Annotated in this window: 14 protein-coding genes and 1 pseudogene; 6 read left to right on the top strand and 9 right to left on the bottom strand. The window is 37.1% G+C overall.

Going from position 1 to position 17,442, the window contains the following annotated elements:
• Positions 1-82 precede the first annotated feature (82 nt).
• The 6 genes and pseudogenes from PQ474_RS12610 (at position 83) to PQ474_RS12585 (ending at position 3,909) form a co-directional block, all read left to right on the top strand.
• A pseudogene (locus tag PQ474_RS12610) lies at positions 83-385 on the top strand (antibiotic biosynthesis monooxygenase family protein).
• Entirely contained in the window at positions 382-588 is a 207-nt protein-coding gene (locus PQ474_RS12605) for a hypothetical protein (protein ID WP_273843733.1), read from the top strand. The pseudogene PQ474_RS12610 and the gene PQ474_RS12605 overlap by 4 nt, the downstream one beginning before the upstream one ends.
• A 23-nt stretch (positions 589-611) precedes the next feature.
• Positions 612-755: a hypothetical protein gene (locus PQ474_RS12600; RefSeq protein WP_273843731.1), complete on the top strand. Its 144-nt coding sequence runs from the start codon at positions 612-614 to the stop codon at positions 753-755.
• A gap of 67 nt (positions 756-822) precedes the next feature.
• Complete coding sequence (locus PQ474_RS12595) at positions 823-1,407, top strand: LemA family protein (RefSeq protein WP_273843730.1); 585 nt, start codon at positions 823-825, stop codon at positions 1,405-1,407.
• A gap of 121 nt (positions 1,408-1,528) precedes the next feature.
• On the top strand, positions 1,529-2,404 hold the full coding sequence (gene htpX, locus PQ474_RS12590) for a zinc metalloprotease HtpX (RefSeq protein WP_273844047.1): 876 nt from the start codon (positions 1,529-1,531) through the stop codon (positions 2,402-2,404).
• 143 nt (positions 2,405-2,547) lie between these two features.
• Positions 2,548-3,909: a sodium-dependent transporter gene (locus tag PQ474_RS12585; protein WP_273843727.1), complete on the top strand. Its 1,362-nt coding sequence runs from the start codon at positions 2,548-2,550 to the stop codon at positions 3,907-3,909.
• A 125-nt stretch (positions 3,910-4,034) separates the two neighbouring features.
• Here the strand turns inward: PQ474_RS12585 and PQ474_RS12580 are convergent, their stop codons facing one another.
• The 9 genes from PQ474_RS12580 to PQ474_RS12540 form a co-directional block, all read right to left on the bottom strand.
• Complete coding sequence (locus tag PQ474_RS12580) at positions 4,035-5,243, bottom strand: aminotransferase-like domain-containing protein (protein WP_273843725.1); 1,209 nt, start codon at positions 5,241-5,243, stop codon at positions 4,035-4,037.
• Positions 5,244-5,775: 532 nt separating this feature from the next.
• The gene (locus PQ474_RS12575) at positions 5,776-7,590 is read right to left on the bottom strand and encodes an ABC transporter ATP-binding protein (protein WP_273843723.1); all 1,815 of its coding nucleotides are present in this window, start codon (positions 7,588-7,590) and stop codon (positions 5,776-5,778) included.
• Positions 7,591-7,600: 10 nt separating this feature from the next.
• The gene (locus PQ474_RS12570; protein WP_273843721.1) at positions 7,601-9,349 is read right to left on the bottom strand and encodes an ABC transporter ATP-binding protein; all 1,749 of its coding nucleotides are present in this window, start codon (positions 9,347-9,349) and stop codon (positions 7,601-7,603) included.
• A gap of 489 nt (positions 9,350-9,838) precedes the next feature.
• Entirely contained in the window at positions 9,839-11,251 is a 1,413-nt protein-coding gene (locus PQ474_RS12565; RefSeq protein WP_273843719.1) for a SpoVR family protein, read from the bottom strand.
• A 215-nt stretch (positions 11,252-11,466) separates the two neighbouring features.
• On the bottom strand, positions 11,467-12,426 hold the full coding sequence (locus PQ474_RS12560) for an arsenic resistance protein (RefSeq protein WP_273843717.1): 960 nt from the start codon (positions 12,424-12,426) through the stop codon (positions 11,467-11,469).
• A gap of 305 nt (positions 12,427-12,731) precedes the next feature.
• The gene (locus tag PQ474_RS12555) at positions 12,732-14,468 is read right to left on the bottom strand and encodes a phospho-sugar mutase (protein WP_273843715.1); all 1,737 of its coding nucleotides are present in this window, start codon (positions 14,466-14,468) and stop codon (positions 12,732-12,734) included.
• A 122-nt stretch (positions 14,469-14,590) separates the two neighbouring features.
• Positions 14,591-15,112 (bottom strand): FixH family protein, encoded by a 522-nt coding sequence (locus PQ474_RS12550; RefSeq protein ID WP_273843713.1) that lies wholly within the window; start codon positions 15,110-15,112, stop codon positions 14,591-14,593.
• Between the two features lie 76 nt (positions 15,113-15,188).
• On the bottom strand, positions 15,189-16,730 hold the full coding sequence (locus PQ474_RS12545) for a bifunctional GNAT family N-acetyltransferase/carbon-nitrogen hydrolase family protein (protein ID WP_273843712.1): 1,542 nt from the start codon (positions 16,728-16,730) through the stop codon (positions 15,189-15,191).
• A gap of 207 nt (positions 16,731-16,937) precedes the next feature.
• Positions 16,938-17,396 carry a chemotaxis protein CheX gene (locus PQ474_RS12540; protein WP_273843710.1) on the bottom strand — a complete coding sequence of 153 codons (459 nt, stop codon included), beginning with the start codon at positions 17,394-17,396 and terminating at the stop codon, positions 16,938-16,940.
• Between the last annotated feature and the right edge of the window lie 46 nt (positions 17,397-17,442).

The raw sequence follows: 17,442 nt of genomic DNA, 5'->3' as shown, positions 1-17,442 counted from the left end.
AAAAAACAAAAAGTTTTTATCAACCTGTTTAAAAGGGATAGGATTAAGATGTTGTAAAGAGAATAAAGGAAGAATTCAAAAAATGTATATTGTACACTCAACCTTTAAAATACCTGAAGAAAAAGCTCAAGAAGTCATTTCCATTTATCAAAATCGCTCAAGGTTAGTTGATCAAGCAAAAGGGTTTCAGTAATTTCGACTCTTACAAAATGACAAAAGAAAAGGCGAGTTAACGGTTCATCTTGAATGGGATACGAAAGAGAATTATTTAAGGTGGGTTCGAAGCGAAGAGTTCAAACATATTCAGAACTTGAAAAAATACCCTGATCAAGAATTAGCTGCAGTCATTCCAGAAGTTAGACAATACGAGGTAGTAGCAGAATGACTAAATTTCCATTTCAACAATTCCCCTCTTTAGTAGATGAAATTGTTTCATCCATTTATGATAAATACCCCGAGCTTGAAGAAAAATTTGGGAGCGCGGGAAAACTAAATGCCGAGAAAATAACGAGCATCATCTTAATTATCTTGAAACCGCTTGGATTATGGGTCAAGAACGGATATTTACGGATTACGCTCTCTGGTTAAATAACATCCTTTTCAGCCGGGGTATGTTGACAGATCACCTAATTGATAATTTTGAACGTATTCAATTCGCAATTCAACATTTAGGTGAAGACCGTTTTGCAGCTTACGATCAGTTTCTAACTGCTGCTATTCCTTACCTTTTAAAAGAGAAAACTAGAACAGGTTAATCAGTAACTCAGTGAGAATAATATTAATGATTGAAATATGAAACCTAACCATAAGGAAGACCGTAGAATGAAAGGATCGAATGAGAAGGAGTGGTTTAAATTGGGTTTTATCATCTTAATTGGAATTGTCATTATCGGCATTTTATTTTGGGTTACTAGCTACAATTCTCTTGTTAAATACCGAAACTGGGTTGAAGAATCATGGGCTCAGATCGATGTTCAGTTAAAACGTCGTTTTGATTTAATCCCAAATCTTGTTGAGACCGTGAAAGGTTACGCAAAACATGAACAAGAAACACTCGCAAAAGTTGTAGAACTACGTAATCAAATTACCGCTCCACAAAACAGCAGGCAAGAACAAATTGAGGCGAATAATGAATTATCGGGTGCATTAAGACAACTTTTCGCTCTGAGAGAAGCCTATCCCGATTTAAAGGCAAGCAGTAATTTCAACATGTTGCAAGAAGAACTTTCCGGAACAGAAAATAAAATTGCTTATGCCCGCCAGCTCTATAATAAAACAGTTATGGAATATAATACCAAAATACAATCCATACCGACTAATTTAGTCGCATCCGTACATGCATTTACGAAGCGTGATATGTTAGAAATACCTGTTGAGGAACGTGAAAATGTAAAAATTCAGTTTTAAGGGTGTTTTACATGGGCACTTGCCGCATTTTGCGCCTACTTATTTTCTCATACCTTTTTTAACAGTGCTTTAGTAAAAACTCCCTTTTAGCTATTTTTAATGAAATGGGGAAATAATTATGATTCTCTATAAACAAATTGAACGGAATAAGCGTAATACCGTCTTTATCGTTTTCGGGTTTATTGTCTTTGTGTTAGCTATAGGGGCGTCATTAACGTATATGATTTCAGGAGATTACTATAGTGGAATGATTCTTGCTACCATTATTGGCGGTGTCTATACAGTAATGATGCTCTTATCAAGCACGAATGTAGTGATGAGAATGAATCATGCGAAAGAAGTTAAATCCAAAAACGATGACCCTTTTTTGTGGCATACCGTAGAAAACCTTGCAATGGCTGCTCGCATTCCTATGCCTAAAATCTATATTATACAAGATCAGAGCCCGAATGCATTTGCGACTGGAACTTCTCCAAAAAAAGGCGCAGTTGCAGTCACTACGGGATTAATGAACCGCTTAAATCGTGAAGAAATTGAAGGCGTCCTTGCACACGAGGTCGCACATATTCGTAACTTTGATATTCGCTTAGCAACCATTGCCGTTGCACTTGTATCTGCCGTTGCTATATTAAGTGATTTAGGGACAAGAATGATGTTTTTTTCAAGAGGGAATCGAAACCAAAAGCAACACCCTGCTGTGCTAATTCTAGCACTATTGCTTTTAATTCTTGCCCCTATTGTTGCTACTCTTATCCGCTTAGCCATCTCTAGGAATAGAGAATTTTTAGCTGATGCAAGTGCTGCAGAGTTAACACGTAATCCGCATGCTCTTGCTTCCGCACTTCAAAAAATAACAGGAGAAGCTACTCCAGTTAGGGAAGCTTCAAGCACCTCTGCCCCTTTATATTTTGCAGATCCGTTAAAAAAGAAAGCCGCCAATCTTTTTTCTACACATCCACAACCACAAGAAAGAATTCGTAGATTGCAAAATATGTAGCTAGTTATCCTCCTGAGATGACTAGCTTTTTTACTTTCTTTCACAAAAAAAAATCATTGTCAGAAAATTTACTATTCATTTTAAATTTAGTGTGATATAGTATATTCACAAAACATTTTAGCAGATTAAAGGAGGAATACGTCGTGTCGATAAAGCAAGAACCAGGACGCGAACAGTGGGCATCAAGGCTTGGATTTATTTTAGCTGCAATGGGCTCAGCTGTGGGACTCGGAAACGTTTGGCGTTTCTCATATGTAACAGGAGAAAATGGAGGGGCTGCATTTTTACTAATTTATATTGCTTTTATCATTTTAATTGGTATCCCGATCATCATGGCTGAATTCACTATCGGTCGAAAAGCTCAAAGTGATGCAGTAGGTTCTTTTGAAAAGCTAGCACCAGGAAAACCTTGGAAAGTAGCTGGTTTAATGGGGGTAGCCGCAGCATTTTTAATCTTATCGTTTTATGGTGTCATTGCGGGTTGGATTACTTACTACTTTACGAATTATTTGACTGGTACATTATGGACAGCACCAGCTGAAGGTTATGAATCTTTCTTTGTTTCTTTCATTACTAATCCAGTGAAACCATTATTTTGGCAATTTTTATTCATGGCTTTAACAATCGGAATTGTATTTGTTGGAGTTAAAAAAGGAATTGAACGTTCTAACAAAATTTTAATGCCATTATTAGGAATTCTTCTTATTGCTTTATCTATTTACAGCTTAACACTTGGTGGTGCGCAAGAAGGACTTGCTTTCTTGTTCACGCCAGATTGGACTGCATTAACAGATCCTAATATTTATTTAGCTGCATTAGGTCAAGCGTTTTTCTCTTTAAGCTTGGGAATGGGTGCTCTTATTACTTATGGTAGTTACCTTTCCAATAAAGAGCGTCTTCCTGGTGCTGCAGCAAGTGTTGCTACTTTAGATACATTATTTGCTATTATTGCAGGTTTAATGATTTTCCCTGCAGTCTTTGCTTTAGGAATGGACCCTGCAGGTGGACCTGGGCTAGTATTTATGGTCATGCCGGATGTATTTGACAGTATTGGATTTGGTGGTAGTATTTTTGGGCTTTTATTCTTCTTCTTATTAGCTGCAGCTGCATTATCTTCAGCTGTATCATTATTAGAAGTTGCGGTTGCTTATTTCATTCGCAAATTTTCGTGGTCTAGAAAGAAAGCATCCCTGATTATTGGTTCAATCATTTTTGCACTAGGTATCCCGTCTTCTCTTGGTCAAGGTGTCCTATCTCATATTCGCATTATTGGTGATCGTGATTTTCTTGACTCATTCGACTTTATCGCATCAAATATCTTCCTTCCACTTGGCGGATTAATTATTGCGTTATTTATGGGCTGGGGCTGGAAGAAAGCCGACGCACTTCGTGACTCCGACTTTGGGGAAACAACACTTGGTCACATTTGGTTATTCTTACTAAGATTTATTGCACCAATTTTTATCTTCCTTGTTTTCTTAAGCTCGATTGGACTATTTGGATAAGAAACAAAAAAGCAGGACGAATGAATCGTTCTGCTTTTTTATTCGTGCTAAGTTGGAAAAGGACAATAGTGCAAGCCCAAAAAAGAACCATAAGTCATTCATTATGGTTCTTGTCTTACTGTAAACTACTCACCAATTTCAACTAGATGCTTATTCATCTCAGTTGATATAACATGAGTAAGCAAGTTCATACCTTGTTTAATCTTTTCTGGCGTAGCATGTGTGAAATTTAATCTCATTGTATTTTTCTTTGGATTGCCTGCAAAAAATGGTTCTCCAGGAACGTAAGCAACCCCATGCTCAACTGCCTTATCTAATAAGGAAGTCAAATCAATTCTTTCATCCACCTCAATCCAAAGGAACATTCCTCCTTTAGGCTTAACAAAATGGACATTAGGCAGATTGGCTACTTCAAGACATCTAACCATTATTTCCATACGACTCTTGTAAACTTCAATCAAGTGCTTGATATGAGCATCTAAATCATAATGAGTACATAATTCATATAAAGCTTGCTGAGATAATGAATTCGAATGTAAATCGTTTGCTTGTTTGGCCTGTGCCATCATACGAATAATTTGATAAGGACCAGTAATCCAACCTGTTCTTAGTGCAGGAACGGCTGTTTTAGAAAACGTACTTGTGTACATAACGCGTGTGCCATCATCAAGGGCAGCAAGTGGAGTATATACTTCATTTTCCGTGAATTGAAGTTCCCCATAAGGATCATCTTCAAAGACCACCACTTTATAACGATGAACTAAATCAATTAACTGCTTACGTCTCTCTAATGCCCACACACGACCTGCGGGATTTGAAAAAGTCGGAACCACATAAACACATTTTGGATGATATTGCTTTAATTTTTCTTCTAAATCGCCTGGAAGCATTCCATCATCATCAGATTCAACAGCTACTACTTCGGCTTCATAGGATTTAAATACTTGTAACGCCGCTAAGTATGTTGGATCTTCTGTTAGAACTACATCACCAGGACTTAACATAATTCTCGAAAATAAATCAATCGCCTGCTGTGATCCCGTTGTTATGAGGACTTCATCAGAAGTAAAACCAGAAATACCCTTTTTAGCCATTCGGTGTAAAATAACTTCTCGTAAAGGGCGATACCCTTCTGTCTCCATGTATTGTAATGATTTCTTCCCTGTCTTAAAGACACGGTTGAACGCATCTTCAATTCCTTCTAGTGGAAATAAATCATCATCGGGTAAACCTCCAGCAAAGGAAATCACATTTCCTTGACCAACAATTTTTAAAATATCTCTCACTGCAGAAGATTGCAAATGACGAACGCGATTTGCAAAAGCATACTTCATGATGGCACCTCTATTATTATAAAATTTAGAATATTATTTATATACTACCTGATCTCATCTAAATGTCAACAAAAACAACTCAGAATGAAGAGCAAAATTAACATCTAAAGTATTTCTCTATAATTTCTCTTACGATTATTATACTTTAAACTGTCAAATAACCTCTTGTAACCCTTCTGCCATGTGAGTTAATGATTCTGCTGAAGAAGTAATTTCCTCCATTGAAGCCATTGTTTCTTGAGCAGCCATACATCGTCTTTAGCACCTATCCTCTAATCACACAAAAACAGAGACCAATCTCTTAGGATTAGCTCTCTGTTTTTCCAAAAAACCTTTTCAATTGTCTTAGTCGTCCATTTCACTCGGCGAACCTCTCCTGTATAAGCATCAAGTCAACGTCTACATTACGGTCATCTCAAACTTGATTTCATCACTTAGCTACTTGAGTAATCGATTCAGTAGATTTTGATAGAGACCAGCTTCTTCTAACAACTCAATATCCATTTTGTACTGAGGTGTTTCCTACGCCCTTTTAAGCTGAGTGATCCACCATTGCTGCGTATTGTGATTTAACAAGATTATAATAGGCACCTTGAGACTCCATTAATTCTTTATGTGTTCCTGCCTCAAGTATATTGCCCTGTTCCAATACAACAATTTTATTAGCATCGCGTATCGTTGATAGACGATGAGCAATCATAACAGCTGTTCTACCTGAAAGTAATTTCTTTAATCCTTCTTGAACTTTTAATTCAGTCTCAGTATCAATACTTGCCGTTGCCTCGTCTAAAATTAAAATTCTTGGATTAGCGAGAAGTGCTCTTGCAAAAGACAACAACTGTCTTTCTCCAACAGAGAGCACATTTCCCTTTTCTTCTACTTCTGTTTCATATCCCGCTTCTAATTTTGCGATAAATTCATGTGCACCAATTGCCTTTGCCGCTTGAATGACCTCTTCATCTGTTGCGCTTGGTCTTCCAAAACGTATATTATCCATAATCGTTCCTGCAAAAATAAACGTGTCTTGTAAGACATAACTTACGTTTGAACGAAGGTCATCTAATCGAATATCTCGTAAGTCCACTCCATCTAGTGAAACTCGACCTTTCGTTGGATCATAGAAACGACTCATCAAATTAACAATGGTTGACTTCCCTGAGCCTGTATGGCCCACAAGAGCAATCGTTTGACCTGCTTCAAAAGTTAAATTAATTTGATGAAGGGCCTTTCTTGATTCATCATAAGCAAACTCTACATCTTCAAATACAATCTTACCGTTTACATCCTGCAGAGATTTCGCATTCTGCTTCTCTGGAACAGAAGGTTGTTCATCAAGAAATTCGAAAATTCGTTCAGAAGATGCCATCCCCACTAGTAATTGATTGTAAACTTGACCTAGCCTAGAAATTGGTTCCCAAAACATACCTAGATAAAAGGCAAATGAAACAAATACTCCAATAGTAAGGGCACCTGACTGTATTAGCGTCGTTCCATACCAGATTAACACCACAGCCCCAACGGCACTTGACATCTCTACAAATGGTCGAAAAATGGCATTCATACGTGTTGCATGTTTCCAACTTTCATAGTTATCTGTGTTAATGTTATTAAAGAAAGCCATGTTTTCCTTTTCTTGGGCATACGCCTGAGTCACTCGAATTCCTTGGATACTCTCATTAAGGTGTGAATTCATTTTCGATTGTCTCACCCGTACCGTTTGCCAAGATCTACGAATTTTCCTTCTTAATTTCGTGGAAATAAAAAACATTAATGGAAGGACAATTAATATCAATACCGCTAGTTCTGGACTAAGCATAAACAAAATGATCACAATTCCTACTAACATGACAATGTCCATTAATAAATTGACGACTCCATTTGTAAACAGATCTTGCATCGAGTTCACATCATTAATTACCCTTACAAGAATTGATCCTCCCGACCTCTGATCAAAAAATCGGTGCGACAAGCGTTGGATATGATTAAAAAGAGCTGTTCGAATATCAAAAATCATATGCTGGCCAATTTCATTCATCCAACGTATTCGAAATACGTTTGCTACCCACGAGATTGTGTATAAACCAAGAACCACGCCGGCAAAAAGATAAAGCAAGTTTTGATCGCCAGGGATAATAGCATAGTCAATGGCGAGGACACCGATAAAAATAGGGACTACAATCCTAACGGCAGTGACAATAAGCATTACAAAGATCGTTTTAGGCAGTAAGGTCCAAGCGTATGGCTTCATATAGCTAAACAATCGAGCCATTTGTGACCAGTTAAATGGCTTTTCGATGATTTCTTCCGTTGAATAATGAAATCTAGATCGTTTTTTTGTTTGTTCCATTTATATCCTCCTATGCCTGCTGCAAGACATACTCCTGGTCTTGATTTTGAATATCATAGATTCTGCGGTAAATTCCATTTGAATTTATTAATTCCGTATGTGTTCCTCTTTCAGAAAGTTCCCCATCCTCAAGGACAAGAATTTCATCAGCTAGTTTCACAGAGGAAATACGATGGGCAATAATGAAAGTGGTTCTCCCTTTCATTACTTCGCGGAATGCCTTTTGAATTTTCACTTCCGTCTGCATATCGACGGCACTCGTTGCATCATCAAGAATTAAAATCTTCGGATCCATAATAATAGCTCGAGCGATTGCAATCCTTTGCTTTTGTCCACCAGATAACCCTAACCCACGTTCTCCAAGAACGGTATCATACCCCTTAGGAAGAGTCACAATAAACTCATGAGCATCCGCTCGTTTAGCCGCAGCAATAATGTCATCCATCCTCGCATCAGGCTTTCCATAGGCCAAATTATCACGGATCGTCGATGAAAAGAGGAATGTCTCTTGTAGGACGACCCCAATTTGACTACGAAGATCTTTCAGAGAGTAATCATCAATGGAGCGCCCGTCGATCAGAATCTGCCCTGAGCTTCGTTCGTAATACCTTGTAATTAATTGAATAATGCTGGATTTACCTGATCCCGTTGCTCCAACAAGACCTATTGTCTTTCCTCTTGTCGCCTCAAATGAAATCCCTTTTAAAGCAGGTAAATTCTTTTCTCCATATGTAAGCGATACATCTTTAAAAACGACTTCTCCAACTAAATTAGGCTGCTTTGCATTAGACGTTACTAGGTCCTTCCGTTCGTCTTCATCCAAAACTTCTAGTAAGCGTTCTCCCGATGCCTTCGATTGTGAGAACATATTAATGATAAAACCTAAGTTCATAATCGGTCCAATGATATACCAAATTAAACTAAAAAAGGCTACAAGTTCTCCCGGTTGGAGACTTCCCTGTATCGTTAAATAGCCACCGTAGGCCAAAAGCACGACGGCAGATAAATTCCCAATTAACTCCATAAGTGGAAAGTAATTAGCCCAAATTTTTGAGATATCTAAGTGTTTTTGTCTATAGTCTTCGTTCGACTTAGCAAACCTAAAAATCTCTTGATCTTCTTGAGATAACGCTTTTACGGTGTGCATTCCACTAACATTTTCTTGAACTTTCGTATTAAGACGCGCTAAAGACTTACGAATTCCGCGAAATCCTGGATGAACTCTCTTATCAAATTTGGCTACAACAATTGCTAAAAATGGTAACATTGCCATTGTTAAAAGGGTTAAGGGTACTGAATAATAAAACATCACTGCAATACTAAAACCAACGAGTAAGATAAAGTTCACGACTTGAGCACAGCCAAACGATAAAAAGAAACGAAAGGTTTCCACATCTCCTGTTAACCGTGACATTAAATCGCCTGTTTTCGCATTGTCATAATAGCGAAAAGGTAAAAACTGTAGCTTTTTGTATAAAGAATCACGTAAACGATGTACGGTTGTAATACCAAATAAATCTCCAAAATATTGATGAATGTATACCGCTAATCCTTTAATGGACATCACTCCAATAATCGCTATCACTAAGTATGGAATTAAATCATAATTTTCCGCTCTTACTGCATGATCAATGGTAAATTGCAAGATCACAGGGTATAGAACGGTCATACCGGTAACGAATAATAGAGCTAAGAGTGACCATATAAAATAAGACTTAAATGGCCAGTAAAACTGTTTTAGCCGTTTAAAAGTATCCAAATTAATTCCCCACTTTCTTATAAAATATTTCAACATGCGAATATTTAGGTTTACGAATAATTAGGACAAACTCCATATTACCTCTAATATCTAAAGTAAGTCAACATTCAATTATAAATTTTCAGTCATTTATAAATGAATCAAACTCTCTTACTATTGTAAAGAAATTCGAATTAAAACAGGTAAGCCCTTGCGACAGAGCTTACCAACGTCCTAAAGTCTTTAACAATCAGTTTAACCTTTCGATTTAGTTATAATGACTACACTCGTATCGCTTTTTACAGAAGATTACTCAGAAACAGGTTAAAATGGGTTGCTGTATTCTAGCTTTATATCCTTCTTACTTTATCACCCCTATAGCCGTGGCAATGGCCCCTCTCGCTGCGCGCCTTCTGATAAGATCGCTCAGAAGACTTAAGAACTAGCAGCGGTCCGCTCATTGCTTCGAGTTTTTATGAAAAGGTAATGTTCGACCTTTTCATAAAAACTCTATAAATATTTGCGGTGAACTTTTTTTCCGTCGTAGACGAAGGAGATTTCTTTTTCATTAATGACCGATTCAATGTGGACAGGGCGGCCCCATAGTTGGTGAAGGTATGGAAGTACTTTCTCTAAATATCCGACATCGAGTTCGGTCCCTTCGAAGTTGTGCTTAATATATAGTTCGCCATTTTTAAGGTAGTCTCCGTCTGTTACCACTAGATATGGAAATCCTCCATTTACTCTAGAAAGGGCAAGCTGGTCTCGTACGTTCTCCCAGGCTTTATCGACTACTTTGTAATCGGCACCTTGTTTCTGGAAGAGATACATATCTTCTCGCATGACAAGATCTTTAGTTAGATAGTTGCGGATAAATGAAATGTCTGATTCGATCTCCCTGACCTCAAACATTTTTTCTCGCCCACTTCCTGGTTTCACTCCTTGACGTTCAATCATATCTTTCGTTGGATTATTGTAACGTTCCTCAATATCTTCGAAAACTTTCAGACCTAAGTAATACGGGTTAATTGTTGTTTTTGATGGTTGGACTACGCCTGCGTTCAATTTCGCAAATTCAATCGTTTCCTCACTCGTTAAATCCATTTCTCTTAGTATTCTTTGGTGCCAATATGATGCCCAGCCCTCATTCATAATTTTCGTTTCTAATTGAGGCCAAAAATAAAGCATTTCTTCTCGCATCATCGTTAAAATATCACGTTGCCAAGGCTCGAGTTCTCGACTATACTCTTCTATAAATAAGAGGATATCTTTTTCAGGGTTAGGTGGGAAGTTTCTTTTTTTGGCTTTTGGTTGTGGTCGTTTTGGCTTTTCTTCCATCTCCCATAAATCATCGTATTCCGATTTTTTGGAAGGCCTTTTTTCTTCCTCTACATCCTCAATACTCCAATCTAACTTCGGTCTTAGAAGACTTGGATCTATATGTTCTTGGATAGCAAGAACTGCATCTAAAAAGTTCTCTACTTCTTCTTTTCCATATAAATGTTCGTAATGAGCGATTCGTTCTGCTGTTGCACTCATGCTCTCCACCATATCTCGACGTGTATTGGAGAAACGTACATTATTTTTAAAGAAATCACAATGGGCGAGGACATGAGCAACAATCAATTTATTTTGGATAAGCGAATTACTGTCGAGTAAAAAGGCATAACACGGATCTGAATTAATAACTAGCTCATAAATTTTACTTAATCCAAAATCATACTGTAGCTTCATTTTATGAAACTGTTTTCCAAATGACCAGTGGCTATATCTTGTTGGCATTCCATAAGCACCAAATGTATAAATGATTTCAGCTGGACATATTTCATATCTCATTTCGTAGAAATCTAACCCAAACCCCTCAGCAATTTCCGTGATCTCAGCAATTGAATGTTCAAGCTTCTTCCAATTATCTGGCGACATTCGAACCCCTCCTTGAACGTGCTTTCTTCCAATTTATGATTCGAATTCAAAAATCATGAGTACAACAATAGACATTCTCTAGATGGAAACGAAAAAAGCCTCCATATTGGTGATTTTTTTCGAGTAAATAAGTGAACAAATAATTTTGCTCCCTTAAGTACTGATCTTGTTTTGTTCTATTGAAGAGTTATAGTATTCTATCCCCTCCCCATTAATTAGTCTTTATTGATTTCTCCTCTAGAAATAAATAATAAAAGTTGGCTGATGCTAGCAAGAATAGGTAACTCTAACAGTGGACCTATCACTAACGTTAAAGCGATGAAAGGTTGATCTGGGAATGCGGTCATAGCGATTGCTAAGGCAATTGGAGAATTCCTAGCTAGCGTAGTTAAATTTAAACTCGCCCGATCGCTAGATGAAAATTGCATAAGCTTTCCCACTTTTTGTCCAATGATCAAGTTCAATGCAAAAAATAATAGAATTGGAATGCTTATTTGCCAGAGTAAACTTAAATGTTCAAGCAAGAGTTGTCCTTGAGCAGCAAACATAGCTACGATTGCCAGACTTAAGAAGAGAATTGGTAACATATTAAGTCGAGCTATTAGTCGCTCTCTTAATTGCTGCTTGTTTCTTAGTAACATTTTTGTTAAAAACGTTAAAGCTAATGGTAGAAATAAAACCATTACTATACTTTCTATTAGATATTTTAGCTCTATAACTTCTGTAGTTCCGTCAAACATAAGTAGGTAAAGAGGAAGCAAGATAACTTGTAAAATAAGATTTAATGGTAAAATGGCCACAGATAATGCTACGTTCCCTCTAGCTATCTTCGTGAAAATTAAGTACCAATCCGTACAGGGAGTAACCATTAACATGATAAATCCAATATATAAGGCAGGATGATCAGCTAAAAATAAGGTTGCTAACAGCCATGCTAAAACTGGTGTCCAAATAAAGTTGATAATCATTGTGGTAAATGTAAATTTTTTATTGCAAAAGGCCATTTTTATTTCTTCAAAGGGGATTTGTAAAAACGTAATATAAAGCATCGATACTAACAACGGGATTATTAAAAACTCCGCATTTATTCGTATAAGTTCCATTTGTCCTATGCTGATTCCAACTAGAACAGCTAACAAAATGATCAACGTATACCACTTTTCAATTAAACTCACTGTGAACTCCCACCTTACGACCACAAATTCTATTGCTACTTTAACACAACATTCAAACTAGGATTAACTTTTTCCATAGAAGAACTTTGATCTAATTCAGTAAAATGCTTATAGGAGAGTTAAGTAATGCGCAAATCATTAATAGTAAAAGATGAAATTCGTATCCTATTTTAGTTGAAATTGAAAAAGGCTTGGGTTATATTTTCATAACCCAAGCCTTTGCTATAATACTTAAAAGATAGTCTATGCTAAGAACGTACCGCAACTAGCTAACAAAAGCGCGTCATCGTTGCATCAACATTCGTTTATACAAGTTGATTTACAAGCCCCATAACATCTTGTTTTAATTGTTCAAGTGAGCGCTTACTTCCCTCAAGCGTTTCTTTATTTACGCCAAAATAAAATTTAATCTTCGGCTCGGTTCCCGATGGACGAATGCAGAACCAAGATCCATCTTCAAGCTTGTATTTTAATACATTTGATTTCGGAAGTTCAATCGTTACTTGTTCTCCCGTTGTTGTATTTGTCGCAACACTTGACTGATAATCTTCAACTAATGCTACTTTGCTAGATCCAAGAATAGTTGGTGGTGTCTCGCGGAATGAAGCTAGTATTTGATTAATTTGTTCAATTCCTGCTTTACCTTTTAATGTTAATGATTCTAATCCTTCTTGGTGATACCCGTACTTCTCAAATACTTCAATTAATCCATCATATAAATTCATTTGACGAGATTTATAATAAGTAGCTAATTCAGCAGCTAACAAACAAGCTTGAACCGCGTCTTTGTCTCTAACAAAGTCACCGATTAAATACCCGTAGCTTTCCTCATATCCAAACAAGAAACGATGCTCACCTGTTTGCTCATACTCTTTAATCTTTTCTCCAATAAACTTGAATCCTGTTAACGTATCAACTGTAAGTAAATGATGCTTTTCTGCAATTGCTCTACCAATTTCAGACGTTACAATTGTTTTGAGAACAACTCCATTAGTTGGTAACGTATTTAACTCTTTCTTTTGCGTGAGAATATAATCAAGCATTAAGGCGCCTGTTTGGTTTCCTGTTAAAACAACATATTCTCCAGCAGGGTCTTTTACTGCTACTCCAACTCGATCGCCATCTGGGTCCGTCGCTAAAAGGACATCTGCATCTAGCTTCTTTCCATGCTCAATCGCTAATTCAAATGCAGCATGTTCTTCAGGATTAGGTGATTTCACCGTTGAAAAATTAGGATCAGGTAGCTCTTGTTCTGGAACCACTGTTAATTGAGTAAAACCACTCGTCTCTAAAACACGGCGAACAGGTAGATTAGCTGCACCATGAAGAGGAGTGAATACGATTTTTACATCTTTTCCGTATTCTTTGATTAACTGTTCTTGAATAAGGATCGTTTTCAACTGCTTGTTATATTCTTCATCAATTTCCTCTGATATCACTTGGAGAGTTCGATCTCCTTTAAGCTCCATCTCACTTGCCACTTCAATGACTAGTTCATCCTCAATCCCATTCACAAACTGAACTAGTTCTTCAGCAGGACCAGGTGGCAGTTGTCCACCATCCTCACCATATACCTTAAATCCATTGTATTCTGGAGGATTATGACTAGCTGTAATCACAATTCCTGCGTAAGCATTAAGGTGTCTTACAGCGAAAGAAAGTTCAGGCGTAGGACGTAAATCGTGAAATAAATAAGAACGAATTCCATGTTTTCCTAATGTTAGCGCTGATTCTAGCGCAAATTGTCTTGATTTATGTCGGGAATCAAACGCAATAGCAACACCACGTTCCTTTGCCTCATTCCCATCTTTACTAATAAAACGCGCCAATCCTTCAGCAGCACGACGAATCGTATATGTATTCATTCTGTTAGGACCTGGACCAATTTCTCCTCTCATCCCACCAGTTCCAAACTCTAAATTTTTATAAAAGCAGTCTTCTAGTTCAACTTCGTTCCCTTGTCTTTGTTCTAATGCTTCTTTCCATTCGGCTTCTAATGCTGAAAAATTAGACCACTTGCTGTATTGTTCCTTCCAACTCATCCTATCTCCTCCTAAGGCATCAATCTTTTCTATTATATCAAACTATGAATTCTAGATTTGATCTCTATTTTCCTTTTTTTAATCAAACAAAAAGAGAGTGACTACACTCTCTTTTCTTTACATCATCTGTTAAAATCAGGTATATTATTTAATTCACGTTCTAAATCACGGGGCAAGGGCTGCTCCAAGTGAAAGAGGTCTTTGGGGTCCCGATTATTTTGTGCTGCAATTGTTCCTCGTACGTTAAATAAGATTTGATTGTAATAGGTACTTCCATCCTTATTAACCTCAACCATCGCAATCCATGTACCAGGTACTGAAAAAATAATCTCTGTTTCGTAAAGTCCACCATCCAACCTACTAAAAGTCTTCTCAATTTGGTGAACGGTGCCCGGTCGGTCAAATACCGCCTTCATATTCGCATTTTCAATTGGAACGCCCAGTTCATCTTCAAGAAATAGATGAAAATCAATCGCTTGACCTGTTTCAAACAAATCATTAGCCCCAGCAAATGACAATGTCCATTTCGTTTCTAACTCGCTCTTAGGTAATGTCATAAACAAGAACAAAGAACTAATTAGAATAAAAACAAGGCTTATTGTGATAAAAATTCGGTTTAAATATTTTTCTTGTTCTAGACGCAAAGTGCTTACCTCCTCTAAGCTGTGACAACAATCAGCTTTTCCAAACTAGCGAGGAGGTAAACGGTCTTACTTATAATTATTGCTTATAGTTAATTTGATAAATGTCATGTCTCCGGTCTCTTAGCTGATTTACACTTCCAGCACGACGGTTCCGTCTAAGAATCTCCAAATCTACATCTCCAACAACAACGGTTTCAATGTTCGCTTGGCATTCTCCAACAATTCCATCTCGTGCAAATGTAAAGTCGGATGGGCTAAATATTCCTGATTGCGCATATTGAATATCCATATTTTCAACATCTGTCAGATTTCCAACCGTTCCTGACAAAACCGTATAGACTTGATTTTCAATCGCACGAGCCTGGGAACAATATCTTACTCTTAAATAGCCTTGACGATCGTCCGTGCAAAACGGTGTGAAGATGATGTTGGCTCCTTTGTCTACTGCAATTCGAGCTAATTCAGGGAATTCAATATCATAGCAGATTTGAATGGCAATTTTTCCGCAATCGGTATCGAACACATTAACATGTTCTCCACCTGAAATGCCCCAGAATTTACGCTCATTTGGTGTAATATGAAGCTTATATTGTTTTTCAATTGTGCCATCTCTTCTAAATAAATAGGCAATGTTATAGATCTTACCTTCTTCTTCAACGAAATGTGAACCACCAATAATATTCACATTGTATTTCACTGCAAGACCCGTAAATAACTCAATATAATCTTCTGTAAACTCAGTTAAGCGTCTGATCGCAAGACTTGGGCTTTTTTCAGGCAAAAATGATAATAATTGCAAAGTGAAAATCTCAGGAAAAACAGCGAAGTCTGATTGATAACTAGCTGCTACATCTGTATAGTACTCGCACTGTACAGCAAAGTCTTCAAAAGACGAAATTTTCTTCATCGCATACTGGATCGTTGTGATTCGAATAGGAAAAGACGTCTTAAACTGGCGCTTAGGTACAGTCGGTCGATAATCGATATTGTTCCACTCCATCAATGTCGCATAACGCAGTGACGCACGATCATCATCTAAGTAATTCGGATTAATACGTTTTAACGTAAAGCCATTCATTACTTGGAACGTAAGAACCGGATCGTATATATTATGCATCGTTACTTCTTCCACATAACGTCGTGGTGTCATCTCTTTCGCATGTTTAAAATAATTAGGTATACGTCCACCAATAATAATACTTTTTAAATTCAACTCACGAGCTAAATCTTTTCTTGCCTCATATAGACGGTGACCAATTTTCATTCTACGGTACTCTGGATGAACCATGACCTCAATGCCATACAAATTATAACCTTCATAGTCATGATTCGTAATATACCCATTATCCGTTATCTCGTCCCATGTATGTTGATCATCATATTCATCAAAATTAATAATTAAACTTGAACAAGATCCAATAATCTCTCCATCAAACTCTACACAAAATTGGCCTTCAGGAAAAATGTCAATATGGCTCTTTAAATGTTCACGTTCCCATGGTTCCATATTTGGAAAACACAATTTTTGCATATTTATGATAGCATCGAAATCTTTAGCTTCAATGTTTCGAATAATCATCTTTTTTTCAAATTTAGATATATCTATCTTTTCTGACACATCATCATCTCCTTTACCTTACACACAAGAAGTTTACCCGTTTTTGTATAGATTGAACACTTTTTTGCTTTTTTTCAAGCTCAGCTTCATCTATGGATTAAAGACTAATGACCTTTACTATTATTTCCTGTATTCTCCTTAAACAATGACTGCTTTCTCATATAAAAAAGAAAACCACCTTACTATATAGGGTGGTTGATCAAAAGTCTACTCTTCTTTAACTGCGATATGCACATGAATTTCACCAATTGGTGTGTCTAAAGGCACGCTAACAAATGGACTGCTTGAATGGAACCTTGACTCTCCTTCATTCACAATCGGTGTAGTTACATCGATAATACATGATTCTTTTGATAGTTCGGTTGCGGTTGTTCCCGCTACCCAATTGCCAAACTCTTGAACAGCACTCCATCCGATTTCATCGAGGTGATCGATCTGTATTCCACCCATCATTACACCAACAAGCTTTTTAGCTGTATCAGAAGTGAAAGAACAAATAATTTGCCCTTGTAATTGACCTTTCACTCCTAAAATAACAGATATATCATTTGAAGGAATGGTTCCTGTACCTGCGCTAGCTACAAGTGGTGAAACAATAAGGCCAAAATGGTTAGTTAATATTTCTTTTGTAGCACGGCAAATCGCATTAATATGGTTTACATTCACTTTGTATTCCTCCAAGGGTTCTATCAAGATAGAATTGTGTCGAAAC

Source organism: Halalkalibacter alkalisediminis (assembly GCF_028610705.1).
In the GTDB taxonomy this organism is placed as follows: Bacteria; Bacillota; Bacilli; order Bacillales; family Bacillaceae_D; genus Halalkalibacter; species Halalkalibacter alkalisediminis.
This window is presented reverse-complemented; position numbering and strand designations above follow the sequence as displayed.